At 61.0% G+C, this 20,353-nt stretch carries 16 protein-coding genes and 2 pseudogenes; 5 read left to right on the forward strand and 13 right to left on the reverse strand.

Going from position 1 to position 20,353, the window contains the following annotated elements; translation table 11 throughout:
• Positions 1-69: 69 nt before the first annotated feature.
• Positions 70-1,059 carry a zinc-dependent alcohol dehydrogenase family protein gene (locus tag BJ917_RS04815; protein WP_121102306.1) on the forward strand — a complete coding sequence of 330 codons (990 nt, stop codon included), beginning with the start codon at positions 70-72 and terminating at the stop codon, positions 1,057-1,059.
• A gap of 124 nt (positions 1,060-1,183) precedes the next feature.
• Here the strand turns inward: BJ917_RS04815 and BJ917_RS04820 are convergent, their stop codons facing one another.
• The 6 genes from BJ917_RS04820 to BJ917_RS04845 form a co-directional block, all read right to left on the reverse strand.
• Positions 1,184-1,726, reverse strand: coding sequence for a dihydrofolate reductase family protein (locus tag BJ917_RS04820; protein ID WP_096510577.1), 543 nt, complete (start codon positions 1,724-1,726; stop codon positions 1,184-1,186).
• A 135-nt stretch (positions 1,727-1,861) separates the two neighbouring features.
• Positions 1,862-2,221 carry a DUF6124 family protein gene (locus tag BJ917_RS04825; RefSeq protein WP_096510576.1) on the reverse strand — a complete coding sequence of 120 codons (360 nt, stop codon included), beginning with the start codon at positions 2,219-2,221 and terminating at the stop codon, positions 1,862-1,864.
• A gap of 625 nt (positions 2,222-2,846) precedes the next feature.
• Positions 2,847-4,265 carry an efflux transporter outer membrane subunit gene (locus BJ917_RS04830; RefSeq protein WP_096510575.1) on the reverse strand — a complete coding sequence of 473 codons (1,419 nt, stop codon included), beginning with the start codon at positions 4,263-4,265 and terminating at the stop codon, positions 2,847-2,849.
• Positions 4,262-7,441 (reverse strand): efflux RND transporter permease subunit, encoded by a 3,180-nt coding sequence (locus tag BJ917_RS04835; RefSeq protein WP_121102308.1) that lies wholly within the window; start codon positions 7,439-7,441, stop codon positions 4,262-4,264. Before BJ917_RS04835 ends, BJ917_RS04830 begins: the two co-directional genes overlap by 4 nt.
• Positions 7,442-7,453: 12 nt before the next feature.
• Positions 7,454-8,713, reverse strand: coding sequence for a multidrug efflux RND transporter periplasmic adaptor subunit MexE (mexE, locus tag BJ917_RS04840; protein ID WP_096510573.1), 1,260 nt, complete (start codon positions 8,711-8,713; stop codon positions 7,454-7,456).
• 141 nt (positions 8,714-8,854) lie between these two features.
• Positions 8,855-9,133 carry a LysR family transcriptional regulator gene (locus BJ917_RS04845; RefSeq protein WP_096510572.1) on the reverse strand — a complete coding sequence of 93 codons (279 nt, stop codon included), beginning with the start codon at positions 9,131-9,133 and terminating at the stop codon, positions 8,855-8,857.
• Between the two features lie 109 nt (positions 9,134-9,242).
• Here BJ917_RS04845 and BJ917_RS04850 point away from each other — a divergent pair, with 109 nt between their 5' ends.
• Complete coding sequence (locus tag BJ917_RS04850; RefSeq protein WP_096510571.1) at positions 9,243-9,794, forward strand: TetR/AcrR family transcriptional regulator; 552 nt, start codon at positions 9,243-9,245, stop codon at positions 9,792-9,794.
• 139 nt (positions 9,795-9,933) lie between these two features.
• Here BJ917_RS04850 and BJ917_RS32615 read toward each other — a convergent pair.
• From BJ917_RS32615 to BJ917_RS04870, 4 genes and pseudogenes are all read right to left on the reverse strand, one after another.
• Positions 9,934-10,470 (reverse strand): annotated as a pseudogene (locus tag BJ917_RS32615) (methyl-accepting chemotaxis protein); the annotation flags it as partial.
• A 324-nt stretch (positions 10,471-10,794) separates the two neighbouring features.
• Positions 10,795-11,922, reverse strand: a pseudogene (locus BJ917_RS32620) (cache domain-containing protein); the annotation flags it as partial.
• Positions 11,923-12,322: 400 nt separating this feature from the next.
• On the reverse strand, positions 12,323-12,661 hold the full coding sequence (locus BJ917_RS04865; protein WP_121102314.1) for a hypothetical protein: 339 nt from the start codon (positions 12,659-12,661) through the stop codon (positions 12,323-12,325).
• Positions 12,662-12,912: 251 nt separating this feature from the next.
• The gene (locus BJ917_RS04870) at positions 12,913-13,407 is read right to left on the reverse strand and encodes a helix-turn-helix domain-containing protein (RefSeq protein WP_096510568.1); all 495 of its coding nucleotides are present in this window, start codon (positions 13,405-13,407) and stop codon (positions 12,913-12,915) included.
• A gap of 99 nt (positions 13,408-13,506) precedes the next feature.
• On the opposite strand from BJ917_RS04870, the gene BJ917_RS04875 reads away from it, so the two are divergent.
• A complete protein-coding gene (locus BJ917_RS04875) occupies positions 13,507-14,145 on the forward strand; it encodes an isochorismatase family cysteine hydrolase (RefSeq protein ID WP_096510567.1) in 639 nt (212 codons plus the stop codon).
• Positions 14,142-15,707 carry an aldehyde dehydrogenase (NADP(+)) gene (locus tag BJ917_RS04880; RefSeq protein ID WP_121102316.1) on the forward strand — a complete coding sequence of 522 codons (1,566 nt, stop codon included), beginning with the start codon at positions 14,142-14,144 and terminating at the stop codon, positions 15,705-15,707. Before BJ917_RS04875 ends, BJ917_RS04880 begins: the two co-directional genes overlap by 4 nt.
• A gap of 128 nt (positions 15,708-15,835) precedes the next feature.
• On the opposite strand, the gene BJ917_RS04885 is transcribed toward BJ917_RS04880, so the two are convergent.
• The 3 genes from BJ917_RS04885 to BJ917_RS04900 form a co-directional block, all read right to left on the reverse strand.
• Entirely contained in the window at positions 15,836-16,903 is a 1,068-nt protein-coding gene (locus BJ917_RS04885; protein ID WP_096515343.1) for a GGDEF domain-containing protein, read from the reverse strand.
• A gap of 214 nt (positions 16,904-17,117) precedes the next feature.
• Positions 17,118-18,023, reverse strand: coding sequence for a hypothetical protein (locus BJ917_RS04895; protein WP_121102320.1), 906 nt, complete (start codon positions 18,021-18,023; stop codon positions 17,118-17,120).
• An 87-nt stretch (positions 18,024-18,110) separates the two neighbouring features.
• Positions 18,111-19,034: a LysR family transcriptional regulator gene (locus BJ917_RS04900; protein ID WP_096510564.1), complete on the reverse strand. Its 924-nt coding sequence runs from the start codon at positions 19,032-19,034 to the stop codon at positions 18,111-18,113.
• Positions 19,035-19,208: 174 nt separating this feature from the next.
• Between BJ917_RS04900 and BJ917_RS04905 the strand changes: the two genes are divergently transcribed.
• Positions 19,209-20,348, forward strand: a complete 1,140-nt coding sequence (locus BJ917_RS04905) for an iron-containing alcohol dehydrogenase (RefSeq protein WP_121102322.1) — start codon at positions 19,209-19,211, stop codon at positions 20,346-20,348.
• The last annotated feature ends 5 nt before the right edge of the window (positions 20,349-20,353 follow it).

Consider the following 20,353-nt stretch of genomic DNA (forward strand, 5'->3'; position numbering starts at 1 on the left):
TCCTAGGCCTTTATCCAACGCTGGCCAAAGCCTAAATTGACGGCCTGATCAATCAAAGAAGAGGTAACCATGGCACGCATTGTCAGAATTCATGAATACGGTGACGCAAGCGTTTTGAAACTGGAGGCGGTCGATGTGCCTGCGCCTGGACCTGGCGAAGTGCAAATTGAAGTCAAAGCCATTGGGTTGAATCGGGCAGAAGTCATGTTCCGCAATCACGCCTATCTACAGGAAGCGCAATTTCCCAGCCGACTGGGGTACGAGGCGGCGGGTGTCGTGGTTGCCGTCGGCGCCGGCGTCACCGACTTCAGTGCCGGCGATGCAGTCAGTGTGATTCCGCCGCTGGACATTGCCCGCTGGGGCACCTATGGCGAACTGTCGAACGTTCCCGCCCACCTCACGGTCAGACACCCGCAAAACCTTTCCTTTGAACAAGCCGCTGCGTCCTGGATGCAATACGTCACGGCATGGGGCGCCCTGGTCGAACAGGCAAGGCTTGGGAAGGGCGACGTGGTGCTGGTCACCGCCGCCTCCAGCAGCGTCGGCCTGGCTGCCTTTCAGATTGCCAAAATGGTCGGCGCCACTGCGATTGGCATCACTCGCACCCGCGCTAAAAAACAGGCATTGCTGGACGCCGGTGCCGCGCATGTCATCGTCAGCGATGAAGAAGATATGGTTGAACGGGTCATGGCCCTGACCGACGGCAAAGGGGCGCGTGTGGTTTTCGATCCGGTCGGTGGGCCTTCTTTCGAACCGCTTACCCAGAGCATGGCCAAGGGCGGCATTCTGTTGGAGTACGGCGCGTTGAGCCCGGAGCCCACGCCGTTCCCGTTGTTCACGGTGCTAGGCAAGTGCCTGACCCTCAAGGGCTACCTGTACGCGGAAATCGTCTCGGACCCGGCCACCCTGTCCCGGGCTAAGGCATTCATTCTCGACGGCCTGGCATCGGGCGCGCTTTCACCGATCATCGCCAGGACGTTCACGCTTGACGAGATTCAGGAAGCACATCGTTTTATTGAGGCTAACCAACAGGTGGGGAAAGTTGTGGTGAGGGTTTAAGGGGATATAGCGAAACCTCGTACCGCCCCGTTTGACTTTGCAGCGGTCCCGAAAGATCGCAGCCTTCGGCAGCTCCTACAGGTTTACTCGGTTCCCTACAGGAGATGTCGAAGGTTGCGATCCTTTATTTAATGACCTCTATTGCGTAAGTCGACTGCACCAATCCCGAAGGGAAGCTGCGGCTGGATACCAGGGTCAATCCAATGTCCTGCCTGAGCAAGCCAAACAATGGCCTTCCCGATCCGATCAGGACAGGAACTGTGGTAATCACCATATCGGCGACTAACCCGTCGCGCAGGAATGACTGCACCACTTGCCCGCCATCGACATATACCCGGCGCACGCCTTGCTCCGCCAGTTCCTCCATCACGTCCCGGGGTGCGAGGTTAGAGAAACGCAACTTGCCCTTCAACGCCTCGGGTACTGGCGAGTCGGCCAGTTGTTCAGACAGCACCACGACGGGCAGTTCGTAGAACCATGTATCGAAAGTCAACGCCTTCTCGTAGGTTCCTCGCCCCATCAAAATCACATCTTTATCGGCGATGAAGGTTGAGTAGCCATGATCCTCGGCCTGATCGTCACGCTGCAAAAGCCAGTCGATGTCACCATCGGGCCGAGCGATGAAGCCATCCAGGCTGGTGGCGATGAAAACATGTGCAGTGATCATTCTGATTTCCTTATTGAAGCGAGTTCACAGTCGTTCATACGCATTAGATAGATCCGTCTCTCTTCTACTTCTAAACACATACCTGTGGCGCGGAAACTTGCTCCCACGCCACAGAGGAGCATCACGACAAACACGCTACTCAGCCGGATCAATCTGATCCAGCACCCGATTCGCCGTGATCTCCGCCAGCATAATGCTGTTGGAAATGCCCAGCAGGGCATTTCGTGATCCACCGTCCAGATGATCCACCAACTGGTGGACCATCACATCGACCGACGCCAGCGTCTCGACCAGATACACCACAAGGGTTTCGGTCGTGAGTTCCGGGTCCACGGTAAACATTGTGCTGGGTGTACGCGGTGTGGCTTTGATGTCGGCCGTCGAAGGGAAGTGGTAGTCGAGGGTACGTTCGGCGGCCTCGTTGAGTTTGTTTGAATCGGGTTCGTAGGGGGATGCGGGATCGGTGTTCGGCGGATTCGGTGAAGGCTTTTTCATGGCTGAGTTGTCCTGATGATGTGCCAACCCACCTGCTGCTAAACAAAGAGGGGTGGCAACTGCACGCGGGTTAGCAGACCGGAAAACTCAGCAATCCGGCGCGCCCGAAGGCGCCCCACGTACAGCTACCATCAAATACAGGCAATGAAACACCTGCATGACAGACGCACGCACAGCTGAGTTAACACGGGCTGCTAATCCCGATCACTGATGAGCAGTGACACGAATCAAGTTACCGAGCGACCCCAGGGCGCACAAGCCGGCGGATTCTGGCGTAACGGTAGGCAGCGGCGCAAGGTTTTGTGGCTTTCAGGAAGTAATCTTGAGGGCGTTTAAACACACACTGCAAAAAACGTTTAAAGACTGACAAAACCCTGTTTCGCCCACCTGTAGGAGCGAGCTCGCTCGCGATGGTCGTGAACGATTACGCGTAAAACCACAGACTCCTCGGCGCCTGTTGGTTTTTCGCGAGCAGGCTCGCTCCTACAAGGAAAAGCAACAGCCCCCTCCTGTAGGAGCGAGCCCGCTCGCGATGGTCGTGAACGATAACGCGTAAAACCAGATGCCCCTCGGCGCCTGTTGGTTTTTCGCGAGCAGGCTCGCTCCTACAATGTAGAGACCGATTTCAGTTTCTGGTTGCCACCTTGTTGCCACCGCTGTCCCACCCGCCTCCCAACGATTTGTAGATCGCGACGATACCCCGGTATTGATCGATTTCACCTTGGGCCTGCGCATCCTCGGCATTCAGCCGTTCACGCTGGGCATCGAGCAGCACCAGATAGTCCACGGCGCCTTCTTTGTATTGCGTCTGCGCCAGATCCGCCGCCGCCCTGCTCGATTCGCTTTGCTTGATCAACGACAACAACCGCTGCTGGCGTTTGCCGTAGTCGCTGAAGGCATTCTCCGATTCTTCCAGCGCCAGCAGCACTTGCTGTTCATAGGTGGCTAAGGCGCCTTCCGCGTTGGCGTCGGCACCGCGGATACGTGCTCGCACACTGCCCAGGTCGAAGGCTGCCCAGGTGATGCTCGGGCCCAGGCTCCAGGCCTTGGCGGCGGCGGAGCCGATTTGCGAACCGCGCCCGGCGGTGAAACCCAGGAAGCCGCTCAAGCTAACCCGGGGAAACAGGTCGGCGGTGGCAACGCCAATATCCGCCGTGGCGGAAGCGAGCCGGCGTTCGGCCGCCAGCACATCCGGGCGGCGACGCAGCAGTTCGGCGGGATCACCGATGGGCAGTGCCTTGGCGATGGCCGGCAGGTCCTTCGGACTCAGGGACACACTCAATTGATCCGGACGCTCACCGAGCAAGGTGGCGATGCGGTTCTTCTGCCGGACCTGTTCCGCTTGCAGTTGCGGCACGCTGGCCTCGACGGCAGCCAGCCGCGCATCGGCGCGTACCACGTCGAGTTCGTTACCCACTCCGGCATCGCGCAGACTGACGGTTACAGCGCGTGAATCGCTCTGGTTCTTGAGGTTGGCCAGGGCGATTTTTTCCCGCAGTTGCGCACCGCGCAGTTGCCCGTAGGCGTCCACCAACTCGGCGATCATGGTCACCCGCAGTTGATACAGATCCGCCGCTGCCGCGCCTTCCTGGGCATCGCTCGACTCAAGTGCACGCTGGATGCGTCCGAACAGGTCGATTTCCCAGGCCATGTCCAGGCCCAGGTCATAGCGTTCGATGTTCACACGTTTGTCCGTCAAACCGGGTTCCTGCGCCTTGCCGATTTGGCTGCTGGCGCGACTGGTGACCACTGGCAGGTTGTCGTTGCTGATGTCGTCACGAATCGCCCGCGCCGCTTTCCAGCGGGCAAAAGCCACGCGCAAATCGCGGTTGCCTTCCAGGGATTTGCTCACCAGCTGGTTCAGCGTGGGGTCGTCGAACTGCTGCCACCACACCGATTCAAATCGCGATTGATCGTAGTTGCTTGCTTTCGCATAAACGCTATTGGCCGGTGCGGTGTCCGGGGCCTTGTAGTCCGGCCCCACCGTGCAGGCGGCGAGCGCGGTCACCAGAAGGCTGGGTAAAAAAAGCTTCAGAGCATTCATGGTTGCACCTCCAGGTTCAGCGCATGGGTTTGTTTGCGCGCTTGCTTGCGTTCGATGTAGCGGCGAATCAGGACGAAGAACACCGGTGTCAGCAACAGGCCGAAGAAGGTCACCCCGAGCATGCCGGAAAACACCGCCACACCCATGGCCCGACGCATTTCCGAGCCGGCACCGGTGGAGGTCACCAACGGGATCACGCCCATGATGAACGCGATGGAGGTCATCAGGATCGGCCGCAGACGCATGCGGCACGCTTCCAGTACCGCGTCCAGGGGCGACAGGCCCTCGTCCTGTTTGTCCTTGGCGAACTCGACGATCAGGATGGCGTTCTTGCAGGCCAGGCCCACCAGTACGATCAAGCCGATCTGGGTGAAGATGTTGTTGTCGCCCTTGGAAATGATCACCCCGGCAATCGCCGACAACAGGGTCATGGGCACGATCAGGATCACCGCCAGTGGCAGGCTCCAGCTTTCATACAGCGCTGCCAGCACCAGGAACGCCAGCAAAACGCAGAGCGGGAACACCAGCAACGCGGTATCGCCGGAAAGGATCTGCTGATAGGTCAGGTCGGTCCACTCGTAGGTCATGCCGTTGGGCAGTTCGTCCTTGAGCAGTTTTTCGATGGCCTTCTGGGCCTGGCCGGAGCTGTAGCCGGGGGCGGCCGCACCGTTGATTTCCGCGCTGATAAAGCCGTTGTAGTGCATCACGCGGTCCGGGCCGGAGGTCGGGCTGACCTTGACGAAGGTCGCCAGCGGGATCATCTCGCCATGGTCATTACGCACCTTCAACTGACCGATCTGCTCCGGCTCCTGGCGGAATTGCTGGTCAGCCTGCACGTTGACCTGATAGGTGCGACCGAAGCGGTTGAAGTCGTTGGCATACAGCGACCCCAGGTACACCTGCAGGGTGTCGAAGATGTCGTTGACCGCTACGCCGTGGGTCTTGGCTTTTTCCCGGTCGATGGCAGCTTCGACCTGCGGCACGTTGACGGTGTAGCTGGTGAACAGGTTGGCCAGTTCCGGAACACTGCGGCTCTTGGCAATGATGTTCATGGTTTCTTTGTACAGCGCTTCATAGCCCAGGTTGCCCCGGTCTTCGATCTGTAGTTTGAAACCACCGATGGTGCCCAACCCTTGAACTGGCGGTGGCGGGAACACGGCGATGTAGGCGTCCTGAATGCTGCCGAACTTGGCGTTGAGCGAAGCGGAAATCGCCTTGGCTGACAGGCTCGGATCCTTACGCTCCTCAAAAGCACTCAAGCCGATGAAGGCGATCCCTGCGTTCGGGCTGTTGGTGAAGCCGTTGATCGACAGGCCAGGGAATGCCACGGCGCTGTCGAAACCCGGCTCGTTCATGGCAATGGTGCTCATGCGGCGAATCACCGACTCCGAGCGGTCAAGGCTGGCGGCGTCCGGCAATTGCGCGAAAGTCACCAGGTACTTTTTGTCCTGGGTCGGCACAAAGCCGGTCGGCGTGGTGCTGAAGCCCATGTATGTCAGGGCGATCAGGCCGGCGTAGACCAGCAATGCCACACTGCTTCCACGAATGACTTTGCCGACGGTCATCACATAGCCGCGCCCGGCCTTTTCGAAGAATCGGTTGAAGGGTTTGAACAGCCAGCCACCGAACAGGCGATCGAGCACTTTGGAGAACCGGTCTTTCGGCGCACCGTGGGCCTTGAGCAGCACCGCCGCCAGGGCTGGCGACAGGGTCAGCGAGTTGAACGCCGAGATCACCGTGGAAATGGCGATGGTCAGGGCGAACTGCTTGTAGAACTGGCCGGTCAGGCCGGAGATGAACGCCGACGGGACGAACACCGCGCACAGCACCAGCGCCGTGGCGATGATCGGACCGGTCACTTCACCCATGGCTTTTTTGGTCGCTTCAACTGGCTCAAGGCCGGTCTCGATGTTTCGCTCGACGTTCTCCACCACCACGATCGCATCGTCAACCACGATCCCGATGGCCAGTACCAGGCCGAACAGCGACAAGGCATTCAACGAGAAGCCGAACAGGTGCATCACGGCAAAAGTACCGATCAGCGACACCGGCACCGCCACCAGCGGAATGATCGAGGCGCGCCAGGTTTGCAGGAACAGGAGCACCACCAGCACCACGAGAATCAGTGCTTCAAAGAGGGTGTGAACCACCGCCTCGATGGAACTGCGCACGAAGATCGTCGGGTCATACACGATCTCGTAGTCCATGCCTTCGGGGAAGTTCTTCTTCAGCTCGGCCATCTTCGCCCGCACCTGATCGGAGACGTCGATGGCATTGGAGCCCGGGCGCTGGAAGATCGGCATCGCCACCGCTTCCTGGTTGTTAAGCAGGGCCCGCAGGGCGTATTGGTTGGAACCGAGTTCAATCCGGGCAATGTCCTTGAGGCGCGTGATTTCGCCGTTCGGACCACTGCGGATGATCACGTTCTCGAACTCTTCTTCGGTGACCAAACGGCCCTGGGAGTTGATCGACATCTGGAAGCTGGTGGCGTTGGGCGCCGGAGGTGCACCCAGTTGGCCGGCGGCGACCTGGCGATTTTGCTCGCGTACCGCGTTGACCACATCGGTTGCGGTCAGGTTGCGCGAAGCGGTCTTGTTCGGATCGAGCCAGATACGCAGCGAGTAGTCGCCGATACCAAACATCTTCACGTCGCCGATGCCGTTCAGGCGGGACAGCTCGTCCTTGACGTTGAGGATCGCGTAGTTGGACAGGTACAGCATGTCGTAGCGTTTGTCCGGCGAGGTCAGGTGCACCACCATCGTCAGTTCGGGTGACGCCTTGTCCACGGTGATACCGATGCGGGTCACTTCCTCGGGAAGCTTCGGCTCGGTCCGCGTCACACGGTTCTGCACCTGCACCTGGGCGTTGTCCAGGTCAGTGCCCAGGGCGAAGGTCACCGTGAGGGTGAGCCTGCCATCGGCCGTGGACTGCGAATACATGTACAACATGTTCTCGACGCCGGTGATGGCTTGTTCGAGCGGTGCAGCCACGGTTTCGCCAATCACCTTGGGGTTCGCACCCGGATAGTTGGCGTGAATGACTACGGTGGGTGGCACGACCTCGGGGTATTCGCTGATCGGCAACTGAAACAGCGCGATGGCGCCGGCGATCAGGATCAGCAGCGACAGCACCGCGGCGAAGATCGGTCGCGTGATAAAGAACTGAGAGAATTTCATGTCGGTGTTCCCTTATCCGCGAGGAGAAACCGCAGCATCCGTCTTCACCAGTGCGGGTGACTTGACGGAGGCTGGGGCCTGGATTGCCGGTTGATTGCCGGCTTCGATTGCCTGCCGTTGGCGAGTCAGGGTCGCGACGGTTTCAGGGTCGGCCATGGGCGCATCCTGCGGGGCGACCACGGCACCGGGACGGACCCGTTGCAGACCGTTGATGACGATGCGGTCTTCTTTCTGCAGGCCACTGCGCACGATGCGCAAGCCCTCAAGCTTCGGCCCCAGATCGACGCTGCGGTACACGGCCTTGTTGTCCTGATCGAGCACCAGTACGAACTTCTTGCCCAGGTCGGTGCCCACCGCTTCGTCCTTGATCAACAGGCCGGCATAGGCGGCGCTGCCCACCAACTTCAGACGGGCATACAGGCCCGGGGTGTATTGGCCGTCGGCGTTGTCGAACACCGCACGGCCTCGAATGGTGCCGGTCTTCGGGTTGACCTGGTTGTCGACGAAGTTCATCTGCCCCAGGTGCGTATTGCCCTCTTCGTTCGACAGGCCCATGTACACCGGCGTGGTCTGGCTGCGCTGGCCCTGGCGGGAGAGCTGGCCGTACTTGAGGAACAGGCGTTCATCGGCATCGAAGTAGGCGTAGACCTTGTCGGTGGAGACCACGCTGGTCAGCGGTGTGGTGTCGGCGGTGACGATGTTGCCGGCGGTGATTTCCGCGCGGCTGACGCGACCGCTGATCGGCGCGGTGACGCGGGTGAAACTCAGGTTCAGACGGGCCAGATCGAGCTGCGCCTGGATCGCATCGACACCGGCCTTGGCTTCTTGCGCGGTGGTGGTGCGGGTGTCGGCCAGTTCGGCGGAAATCGCGTTGCTACCCAGCAGGCGCTGTCCGCGCTGCGCTTCATTGGCGGTGCGAACCAGCGTGGCCCTGGCTTGTTGCAGCTGGGCTTCGAAACGATGCACTTCGTGTTCGAACGGCCGTGGATCGATCTGGAACAGCAAGTCACCCTTCTTCACCAACGCGCCGTCGGTAAAGGCCACTTGTTCGATCTGTCCCGACACCCGTGGACGGACTTCGACGGTTTCCGGGGCCTCAAGGCGCGCAGTCACTTCGTCCCACTCGGTGATGGGCTGCTCGATGACCTTGGCGACCGTGACGTGTGGTGCCCCTGGCGCGTTGGCGGCTACTGGCGCGCGGTCGCAGGCGGTGAGCATCGTGAGGGCCAATGCGGCAAACGGGTAACGAAAAGCTTTGAGTGACTGTGCCATGGGTGGTGTCCGCCAGACGGTTGAAGGATTTGCGAAGTCTCGGCCTCGCGCGAGGCGTCGACGAATCGAACAGGGTGAACTTGGGTATTACTATTAATGATGAGCGTCATGTATAAGAGCAAAAAAACACAACTGTCCTGCTCAAGCCTTGGTATTGCCGATCACGCTGCACACGCAATCCAATGCCGGGCCCAGTGCCTGCGCGACCGAGATGGCGCGGGGCGTGGGCTGCATTTCCCGCCCGGCGCGCTCGAACAAGGGATCGTTGAACAAGGCTCGCAAACGCCTGAGTGCGCCACTGACAGCCGGCTGGCCCATTGAGAGCCGCCTCGCCGCACGGGTGACGTTGCGTTCCTGAATGAGGACTTCGAAAACCACCAGTAGATTCAGGTCGATTCTGCGCAGATCATTACGTTTCATAACGTGTCCACCTGGTATTTGCGCCGACGATATATTACGACCATAATCATTACAAGACATTTGGCGACGACGTGCACACGGCAGGCATACCTGGCCTCAGGAGCAGCTCATGAAAGTGACGAAAGACCAAGCCGCGGCGAACAAAGAAGCGATCCTCACCGCCGCCTCCCGGCTGTACCGGGAAAAAGGCATCGACGGCATCGGCATCGGCGAGCTCTCACGCTCGGTCGGGCTGACCCATGGCGGGTTCTACGGTCAGTTTCCCGGTGGCAAGGAACAATTGGCGTCGGAGGCCGTGACCCGGACGTTCGAGACCACCATACGAAACTGGCAAGACGCCAAATCGATCCCGGAGGTGGTGAAGAAGTATCTGACCCAGAAGCACCTGGACAACTGGACCGGAGGCTGCCCGATCCCCGCGCTGGCGGTCGATGTCGCCCGCACCGGTGGCACCGTCAGCCAGTCCTTCACCCAGGGCCTCGAGCGCTTGATCGAGATACTGATGCCACTGGTGGAAGGCGAAACCCAGGAGGAAAAACACCAGCAAGTGCTGCAGGTCATTGCCTCGATCGCAGGGGCCATGATGATTGCCCGCGCGGTGGACAAGCCTGAATTGTCGAAGCAGTTTTTGACGTCGGTGATCGATGCCTGGGCCTCATGAATGCGCGGGCACCAATGATTCCCCTGTGGGAGCGAGCCTGCTCGCGAAGGCGGCGTATCAGTCACATCAAATACTGAATGTACCGACGTATTCGCGAGCAGGCTCGCTCCTACAGGAGGAGCAGGTCACAGGGATGTATTCAATCCCTGAATTGCGTCAGTTGCCGGCTCAGCGAGCCGGCCTGATCGCGCAATTGCACTGACTGATCGAGCAGGCTGCGGATCGCCTGGTCGTTCTGTTCGGAGATGCGGCTGACGCCCTGGATGGCCACGGACAGTTGCTCACCGGTCGCCGCCTGGCTCTGGGTCTGGCGTGCCACTTCGCTGATGCGCGTCAGGATATCCTGGGCATGCTGGCGGATCTGATCCACGCCCTGGGCCGAGGTGGTCAGTTGCACCACGCCCTGGCGCACCGCTTCGCCGACCTGCTGGACGTTGGCCACGGTGTTGCGCACGTCCGAACCGATGGCGCCGATCATCTCGCCGATTTCACCGGTCGAGCGACTGGTGCGCTCCGCCAGTTGCCGCACTTCATCGGCCACCACGGCAAAACCACGGCCCTGCTCCCCTGCCCGCGCCGCTTCGATCGCCGCGTTGAGGGCCAACAGATTGGTCTGGTCGGCGATGCTGCGAATCACCGCGATAATCCCGGCAATCTGTTGCGAGCGTTTTTCCAGATCGCCCACCGCGCCGGCGACCACGTCCATGGTCTGGTCGATATGGGTGATGCCGGCCAGGGTCTGGCTCATGTCCCCGGAAATGTGCGTAGTCAGCATTTCGGTGTTGCGCGCCAGTTGCTCCACATCTTCGGCCTGCTGGGACATCTCGGTCACCGAGTGCGCCAGTGCCGTGACGCCGCTGGCCATCTCCTCGGTGGCGGTGTGCTGCGAAGTCGCCCGTTCGGCGACGGCCTGGGTGGTATCGCCCAGATGATTGGAGATCTGCATCAACGCCGTGCTGCTATGGCGAATCGAGCCCACCAGATCGCCCAGGCGCTGGATGAACTGGTTGAACGCCCCTGCCAGCTTGCCGGTTTCATCGCCGCTACGCTGCTCGAAGCGCAACCCCAACTCGCCCTCCCAGGCCTGGATGCCGACCGTCAGGCCCGACAACGGACGAATCTGCCATGCCAGCAAATGCCACAGCACAATGGCCAGCACCAGCAACGCCACCAGGCCTATGATCACGGCGGTGTAGAGGAAATGATTAATGCCGGCCATGGCTTCGGCCAACGGGTACGCCACCATCAATGCCCAGTTGTTCGGCGCCTTGCCGATACGCACCGGTTGCAGCACATAGCCCCAGCCATCGCGCTCGAAGCTGTAGGGCTGGCCGGCCTTGATCGCATCCTTGGCGGCGGCCGGCAACTCATTGGCCGGCTGACTCAGGCGCTTGGTGTCGGGATGGCTGGCGTACAGGCCATCGCTGGACACCAGCGCGCCGTAGCCTTTGTAGGCATCGATGGTCGAGAGCTGATGGTTGATGCTTTCCAGCGGGATATCGACCCCCGCCACGCCCACCGCCTTGCCGCCTTGCAACAGCGGCACCATGATCGACACCATCATCACCTGCTGACCGCTGCCGGTGCTGTAGGCAAAGGGTTCGGACGCCCATGGCTGGCGGGTGTGCAGTGGCCGGTAGTAATACTGGTTGTCGGCATTCTCCGGGGTGTATCCGCTCAATGCCTCGGACTTCACCGCGCCTGCGGCACGGTTCCAGTAGGTCAGGTAACGGCCCGTAGCGTCATGATTGGGCTGGTTGGCGTACTCACTGTCCTTGCCATCGAACGCGTTGGGCTCCCAATACTGCCCAAGGCCCAGCAGCTTGGGATTGGCCTCGAACAGCTGGCGAGTCAGGGCATCGGCGGTCTTGCGGTCGACCTGTTGTTGCTGCATCGCCGTGGCGACACTGGCCAGGGATTCAGCCACGGTAAAACCGGCACCGAGTTCGACTTCCACTTGCTTGGCATTGGCCTTGACGATGGTATCGACCAGGGCAAAGGTTTCTTTGACGGAGGAGCCATAGGCGATGTAGGCGATGGAACCCAGCAGCAGCGCCATGACGACGACAGTTCCCGTCAGCGCCGTCCAGAACAGCTTGAAGTGCAGTGAGCGATTGGGCATGAGCATTCTCGAATGAGCGATACGTCAGCCAGCACAGCCCGCGCAAAAATGTGAGTGCAGCAGCCCTGCTGGCAAGTGATTTATAGTTGATATTATTTGGCCACTATATCGAGGCGCAAGGCCTCGATGCAACCTAAATGAACACTTGTTCAATCAGGGGAGAATGCGGCTACGAGCGCCACGCAGACACGTCCGGTTCGAGTGTCGGGGGGATGGAAGCGGGTCTTTCGGCTATTACCGATCAGCCAGGCGTGACCCTACAAATGTGGCGACGGAGCTTGCTCCCGCTGGGCCGCGAAGCGGCCCCAAAAAAAGGGCCTGCTGCGCAGTCCAACGGGAGCACGCTCCCTCGCCACAGGTTGTTCGCATCTTCTAACTAACCGCCATTAACCTTTTCGGCTCTTGTTCAAAGGCATTCCTGGGCAGCGCGTTCAAGTCGCGAAGGCCCGAACGTCGAGGCCAGCAATGCGCGTTCGTACAAAAACACCTTGCCGCCGTTCGACGCCTTGTAGGCCTCGAGCACATCGTTTGCAGCGACTTTGCTTGAAACCACGATCCGGTAACTGCGCTGGGTTTCCGACAGCGTCGCGTGCAGCGAATTTTCCTGCAGCTTGGGGAGAACGCAATTCGCGTAATCCGCGGGGGCTTTTTTCGTCTGCAAGGTCAGCGTCGGGTCGTTTGGCGTGGAGGCACAGCCCGACAACAGCAGGGATGCGGCAATAGCCAGTCGGGCATGAAGGTTCATCGCGCCGGTTCCTTAAGAGCGTTTTAGGTGGGTGCGATTTTCCTTGTTTCCCGGATACAACAGAACTTGTGATCGGTGATTGTCACTATTACTCGAACGAATAGTTATGAGCTCGCGGTAGACGATTACCTGTAGGAGCAAAGCTTGCTCGCGATGGCGTCGGTACAGTCAACATTGATGTCGCCTGATACGCCGCCATCGCGAGCAAGCTTTGCTCCTACAGGTTCCCGTTCACAGGGTTCGCCGCGCGATCACGCCTTGAAGGCCTCTCGCCGTGCCAACCGCTCCTGGGCATAAGCCGCCGAAGGCTCGCTGATCATCTCTTCCCGACGCAGCAGCTCTCCACAATGCTCGCAAAGCGGCCCGAGTCCGGCAGGGTGCCCGCAGGTCTGGTGGGTGAAGCGCACGGCCACCCCTTCCTCTGCCGATTTACACCAGGCTTCCCCCCAGGCACGCAGGGCCAGCACCACCGAATAAAACGCCTCGCCCTTGGCGGTGAGGTGGTATTCGTAGCGCTTGGGTCGTTCGTTGTAAGCACGGCGCTCGACCATCCCGTCAGCCTCCAGGCTTTTCAGGCGTGCCGCGACCATCTGCGGCGTTCCTCCGGTCTGCGCCTGGATCTCGTCGTATCGATGATTGCGCATGAACAATTCGCGCAGCACCAACACCGTCCATCGGTCTCCGACGACCGCCTCGGCCCGTGCAATCGGGCACAAAGTTTCAGGACTACTCTTTTTTACTGCCATGCAGGCTTGCCTCTTTCACAGTAACTATGATTATCATATCTACACCATGCCGGGGCAAGCCCATGGCACGGGTCAGCCCACATTCCTGGAGAACTCGTCATGTCGAATGCTGCCTATCCGCTTGATCGCACCGCCTATCTGCTGGTCGATCCCTACAACGATTTCCTCTCCGAAGGCGGCAAGGTTTACCCCTTGATCGAACCGATCGCCGAGCAAGTCGGCCTGCTCGACAACCTGCGCACACTGGACCGCACGGTCCGTGCCCTGGACATTCCGGTGGTCATCGTACCGCACCGTCGCTGGGAAAAAGGCGATTACGAAAACTGGGACCACCCTAGCCCGAGCCAATGCAAGATCCAGCACATGCACCACTTCGCCCGCGGCGAATGGGGCGGTGAATGGCACCCCGATTTCGCGCCCAAGGAAGGCGACATTGTCGTTTCGGAGCATTGGGGCTCGAGCGGTTTTGCCAACACCGACCTGGACTTTCGCCTCAAGCAAAGAGGCATCACCCACGTAATCATCGTCGGCCTGCTGGCCAATACCTGCATCGAAGCCACCGCTCGCTACGCCCAGGAACTCGGTTACCACGTCACCTTGGTGCGCGACGCCACCGCCGCGTTCAAGCCGGAAATGATGCACGCCGCCCATGAGCTGAACGGCCCCACGTTCGCCCACGCCATCACGACCACCGCTGAGCTCATCGGAACCCTGAACCCATCGGGAGAAGCGAAATGAATTTGACCGGCAATCTCCTGATCGGCGCCAGCGAAGTCCCTGCCAGCGAAGGGACGATGAAGGCGCTCAACCCCGCCACCAACCAACTCATCGAACCGGACTTCGCCTTCGGTGGTGTCGCGGATGTCGACAAGGCGGCGAAACTGGCCGACGAGGCATTCGACCATTACAGCCATACCTCGCTGGCCGAACGTTCGGCGTTCCTTGAGCGCATCGCCGACAATCTCGATGCCGTGAGCCAGGAGCTGGCGGCACGGGCAGCACTGGAAACCGGCCTGCCCGAAGCCCAACTCCAGGGCGAAGCGGCCAAAGCGGCCACCCAGTTCCGCCAATTCGCCGATGTCGTGCGCAAAGGGCGTTTCCTGCAACTGGCCATCGACCCGGCACAACCTGACCGCCAGCCACGGCCGCGCATGGATCACCGCCTGCAGAAAATCGCCATCGGCCCTGTGGCTGTTTTCGGCGCGAGCAATTTCCCCATCAGCTACTCGGTTGCCGGCGGCGACACCGCCTCGGCGCTGGCGTCGGGCGCGACGGTCATCGTCAAGGCCCATAACGCGCACCCTGGCGCCTCGGAAATCCAGGCCCGGGCCATCCGTCAGGCCGTGCAGGACAGCGGTTTGCCGGAAGGTGTGTTCTCGATGGTGCGCGGCGGCGGCAATGCCATCGGCGAAGCGCTGGTCGATCACCCGCTGGTCAAGGCCGTGACCTTCACCGGCTCGGAACAGGGTGGCATGGCGCTGTATCGCCGAGCGCAGCTGCGACCCGACCCCATCCCGGTGTTTACCGAGATGACCAGCGTCAACCCCACGTTCATCCTGCCCCAGGCACTCGCCGCGCGCGGTGCGCAGATCGGTGACGGATTCGTCGAGCGCATGCTGGTCAATGTCGGCCAGGCCTGCCTCAAGCCGGCGATCCTGATCGCGGTCGACGGCGCAGGGTTCGAGGCGTTGCGCGCCGCCATGGTCAAGCGTGTGACCGATGCACCGGCGCGTCCGATGCTGACACCGGGGATTCACGGGGCTTACCTCAGCGGCCTCGACCGCCTGCAAAGCACCGGTGCCAACCTGGTTGCCGTGGGTTCGGTGGCCCATGCCGATCTGGATGGCCGATCCGCGCTGCTTGAAGTCGATGGCCAGCGTTTCCTGGCCGAAAACGCACTGGCCCATGAAGTGTTCGGGCCGGCGGGACTGTTGGTGAAGGTCAAGGACGAGACGGAAATGTTCGCGGTCGCCCGCTCGTTGCGCGGCCAGCTCAGCGCAACCCTGCACCTTGAGGAGGCGGATTTGGACCTGGCCCGACGTTTGTTGCCGGTGCTGGAGCGGCGCACCGGGCGGATCGTGGTCAACGCCTTCGCCCACCCGCAGGAAGTATCTTTCGCCACCATTCACGGCGGCCCCTTCCCGGCCTCGTCGGACAGCCGATTCACCTCGGTGGGCATGACCTCCATCGAACGCTTCCTGCGCCCGGTGACTTACCAGGGGTTTCCGGATGCGTTGCTGCCCGAAGCGCTGCGTGAGCTCAATCCACTGGGACTGCCACGCAGCGTGGAGGGTCAATAAACGATATCGCGCCTGACAACATCCAAATGTGGGAGCGAGCCTGCTCGCGAAAGCAGTGGGTCAGTCAACCTGGATGTTGAATGTGATACCGCCTTCGCGAGCAGGCTCGCTCCCACAGGTGATCGAGGTCAGCGCTGGAGTTCCGGGGTTTTATGTATCGCACACACCTGGTTCCGCCCATTGCGCTTGGCCTGGTACAGCCCATCGTCGGCGCGGGTCAACAGGCTTTCCAGGTTGTCACCGGGTTGCACAAAGGCCACGCCGAAGGACGCGGTGATGGTGTCCAGTACGGTATCGGTGCCCCGTGCCTTGATCCGCAACGACTGGACCTTCAGGCGCAACAGCTCGGCGAAGGCGCAGGCACTGTCGAGATTGACGCAGTCTTCGAGCACCACGCAGAACTCCTCGCCGCCATAACGCGCGGCAAAGGCGTTGGGGGCCAGCGCACTGCGCAGCACCTGAGCGACGTGCTGCAACACCCGGTCACCCAGCGGGTGGCCGTATTGATCGTTGAATTGCTTGAAGTGGTCGATATCCAGCATCACCAGCGCGACACTCCGGGAGCCTTTGGCCAAGGCCTGCTCCAGCAGCCGCGTGAAGGCCGTCCGGTTCAGCAGCTCGGTCAGGCCATCCAGCGTCGCCGCCTGTTGCGCGCGCTCCAGTTTGTCCCGCAGGGTCTTGATCTCGTTTTGCGCCGAGTGCAGCTGGGAAAGGAACTGCTCCTGCTGACTCTGCATCAGCCGGGTACTCTGCTGCAGCTCGTTCAAGATACCCGGCAAGCGCTCGCTGACCGGCTCCTCGAGCATCTCCAGGCACTGCCCGAGACGGTGCTGGAAGTTGGCACTGCCCTTCACACTGCGCGAGACGTCGCGCTCCATGCCATCGACCAGGCTGATGACCTGCTGCTGTCCGGCGCGGGCATCTTCCAGCTCGTCACGGATGATGTACTCGCGAAAAAGCCGTGTCGCGGACTCTGGCGGGCAACCGTCGAAGTCTCTGACCACCCGGTCCAGATGGCGATTGAGTTCCGGGTCCTGGCCTTTGCTGTAGGTGTACCACAGCGCGTAATGCACCGGATTGGGCGGGATATTGTGGCGAACCATCAGGGGTACGGCTTGCTTGAGCAGCGCCGCCGCCTCGCGGGAGTCTTCCGGATAAAGCGCTAGAACATTCGCACGCGAGTCTGATTGGCTCATGGATTCACTGTGGTTGTTAATCATTGGCGTTTGTACAGTGCGCCGAGCATACCGATACAGCTGGCAATCGGCTATCCCGGTTTTGTTCTAGAGGGAAATTTGAGAGCACAGCAAAACCCTGTGGGAGCTGGCTTGCCAGCGATGAGGCAGTGTCAGACGGCATCGATCCTGGCTGACACACCGCTATCGCGGGCAAGCCCGCTCCCACAGGGTTCTAGTTGTTTCCTGGAGAAAGATAGGGCTCGATAAACCCACACCCCAGAATCTCATTCAGACGTTTGTCATCGCTCATCCGCCGAAACAGCCCCGGCGTCATCCACGGCGCACGGCCATCGACGTTGGGAGCCCCCAATCCAGCCAACAGGTCATCGATGAAAACGGAGCGGGTTTCGAAGGAGATCCGCGTCAACCCGGTGCTGTTGCCGACGCCGACATGGGCGTGCGCCCCGGAAAAGGCAATCAGGCTGCCAGGTGCGATATCGACAGCAACGCCCTGCTGCGGATCAACCGCCTCCAGCAGATGCGGGATGGCTTCATCGGCATCCACCGCGTTGCGTCCGTCGCGATGGGAGCGTTGCAAAATCGCGCGCATATCGAAATCCGCGCTGGAATTGAGCAGCGGGCGCCGCCACAGATGCGGGTACAGGGCGAAGGTCCGCCCCGTGGTGATCGGGTAAATCGGCGCCCACCAGTTGGTCTGCGCATACAGATTCGAGCCCCAGGTGTCGCGGTGAAAAGCGATGGTGGCCGTGGTGCGGGCGCGTGGCGCGACATGCCGCGGCTCACGGTGTGGCTGAAAACGCAGGTGCAGGCGATCGCAGGCCAGGGCATCAGGGTCAATTCCAAGGCTCTCGACAACGACTTGCCAGCGCTGCCGTATTTCGGCGGCGCTGGCGAAAGCATTCTGGCATTGGGAAAAACGTTCGGTCTGTTCGCCGTGGCTCAGGTGCCGATGAATTTCTTGCGGCGACCACGGATGCAACGCCTCTTCGAGCCACTCACGGGTGAATGCCACCAGCGACGCCATGGGCGACAAATCGTTGAAACGAATGATCTCGCCGGCATAGATCCGGTCGTGAAACTGCCGGGCGCTGCCCGGTGTTTCCAGCGCGCTGTACATGACCTGACGTCCACTGAAGATGCCTGCCTGACTCTAGAGCTACGCCCTTCACTGCGCAAAGGGGCAGCTGCCGCAAAAAACAGCGGATCAGCCCGGGTTCAACAACGCCTGACGCAGCAACCTGGCCGCCGGTGAATCCGGCACGCCTTTGCGTGAAACCAGTTCATAGGGCTCGCTGCGTGAGGTGATGGGCAGCGGCAGCGTGGTGGTGAAGCCGTAGCCGGAACAGAAATTGGCCACGTCCGTCGAGACCAGCGCCACCAGCGTCGGGTTCTCCTGCAACAACGACAGCGTCGCGAAAGCCGAAGTGGTTTCCAGCAGATGCACCGGAAAGCGCAGGTTGGCCTCGTGAAACTCCCGTTCCAGCAGCAGGCGCATGGGCATGTTGGCGCGGTAGACCACCCAGCGGTAATCCACCAGGTCCTTCAGGGTCAGCCGCCTGGCATAGGCAAATGGATGCTGGGTGCTGGCGATCACCGCCAGGGTTTCCTCGACGAATGTCGCGCTCTCATACAGGTACGGCGTGGTGCTGATGGTGGTGCGACAGATCGCCAGGTCCAGCCGCCCGGCGTCGAGCTGGCTGAGCAGCGCGGCGCTGGTGTCTTCGACGATCTCAACGGACATTTTCGGGTTGTCGGCGATCACCCGGCTGATCGCGGTGGTCAGTAGCGGCACGGCGCCCATGATGGTGCCCACCGACACCCGCCCGCCCTCGCCGCTCATGATGCCGATGATCTCTTCACGCAGGTGCGCCAGGTCAGTCTGGATCAACCGGGCGTAACGAATCACCGAGCGCCCGGCATCGTTAGGTTCAAGCCCACGGTTAGTGCGGGTGAACAGCGACGTGCCGAAGGTGGTTTCGATTTCCTGCAACGCCTTGCTGGCGCCGGGCTGGGTCAGGGCCACCTGTTTGGCCGCGCCCAGCAAGGAGCCGTGCTCATCGAGGGCTATCAACAAGCGCAGTTGCTTGATGTGCAAACGGGACATGATCGAGTTGAGTGAGGGCGTCATCAGGGTTAACTAAAAGTTATAGAGGTATCGAAAGTTGTCAGTATCGGGGTCACCCCGACGGCCCTATAGTCCGCTCCACAGTCAGGCAATGCAATGGGTTTGACCATAGCGCCACGGCGCTGCTGCCACGAACCGATCGCGACAATAACAATCCTGTATAACTTGTGGTGAATCATGTCCCTCATCAATTACGTCACCAAAATCCAGTTCGGCTATGACAGCCTGGAGCACCTGGCCGCCGAAGCCGGGCGTGCCGGCATCACCCGTGCACTGATCGTCACCGACCAGGGCGTGCGCAATGCCGGCATCGTCGACAAGGTCATCGCCGCCCTCGGCGCCCACCACCCTTATACGATTTTCGACGCGACCCCACCGAACCCCAACGAGCACGCCGTGCGTGAAGCGGTTGCGCAATACCGCAGCGGTGAATGCGACGGCATCATCGCAGTCGGCGGTGGTTCATCCATCGACCTGGCCAAGGGCGTGGCGGTGTGTGCCACCCATGACGGCCCGCTGCAAAGCTTTGCCGTCATCGAAGGCGGCCTGGAGCGCATCACCTCGGCCACCGCGCCGCTGATCGCGATCCCGACCACCGCCGGCACCGGCAGCGAAGTCGGCCGCGGTGCCATTCTGATCCTCGACGATGGTCGCAAGGTCGGCGTGATCTCGCCTTATGTGGTACCCCGCGTGGCCATCTGCGACCCCGAACTGACCCTCGGCCTGCCGCCGATGCTGACCGCTGCCACCGGCATGGACGCCATCGCCCATTGCATCGAAACCTTCATGGCGCCGGCCTTCAACCCGGCCGCGGACGGCATCGCCCTCGACGGCCTGTGGCGTGCCTGGGGCCACATCGAACGCGCCACCGCCGAACCCGGCGATCGCGAAGCGCGGTTGAACATGATGAGCGCATCGATGCAGGGCGCATTGGCGTTCCAGAAAGGCCTGGGCTGCGTGCACAGCCTGTCCCATGCCCTGGGCGGGATCAATCCGAAACTGCACCACGGCACCTTGAACGCGATTTTCCTGCCGGCGGTGGTGCACTTCAACGCCGACTCCCCGACCGTGCGCGACGAGCGAAAACTCGAACGCCTGCGGCACGCCATGGGCCTGGCCGCCGGCGCCAATATCGGCTCGGCCATCGAGGACATGACCCGTCGCCTGGGCCTGCCGACCCGCCTGAGCGAAATCGGCGTCGATGAAAGCCTGTTCGACCACATCGTCGAGGGCGCGCTGCACGATCACAGCCACAAGACCAACCCGCGCGAAGCATCCAGTGCGGACTACCTGACGATGCTGCGGCAATCGCTTTAGAACAT

Source organism: Pseudomonas sp. WPR_5_2 (genome assembly GCF_003634475.1).
GTDB lineage: Bacteria > Pseudomonadota > Gammaproteobacteria > Pseudomonadales > Pseudomonadaceae > Aquipseudomonas > Aquipseudomonas izuensis.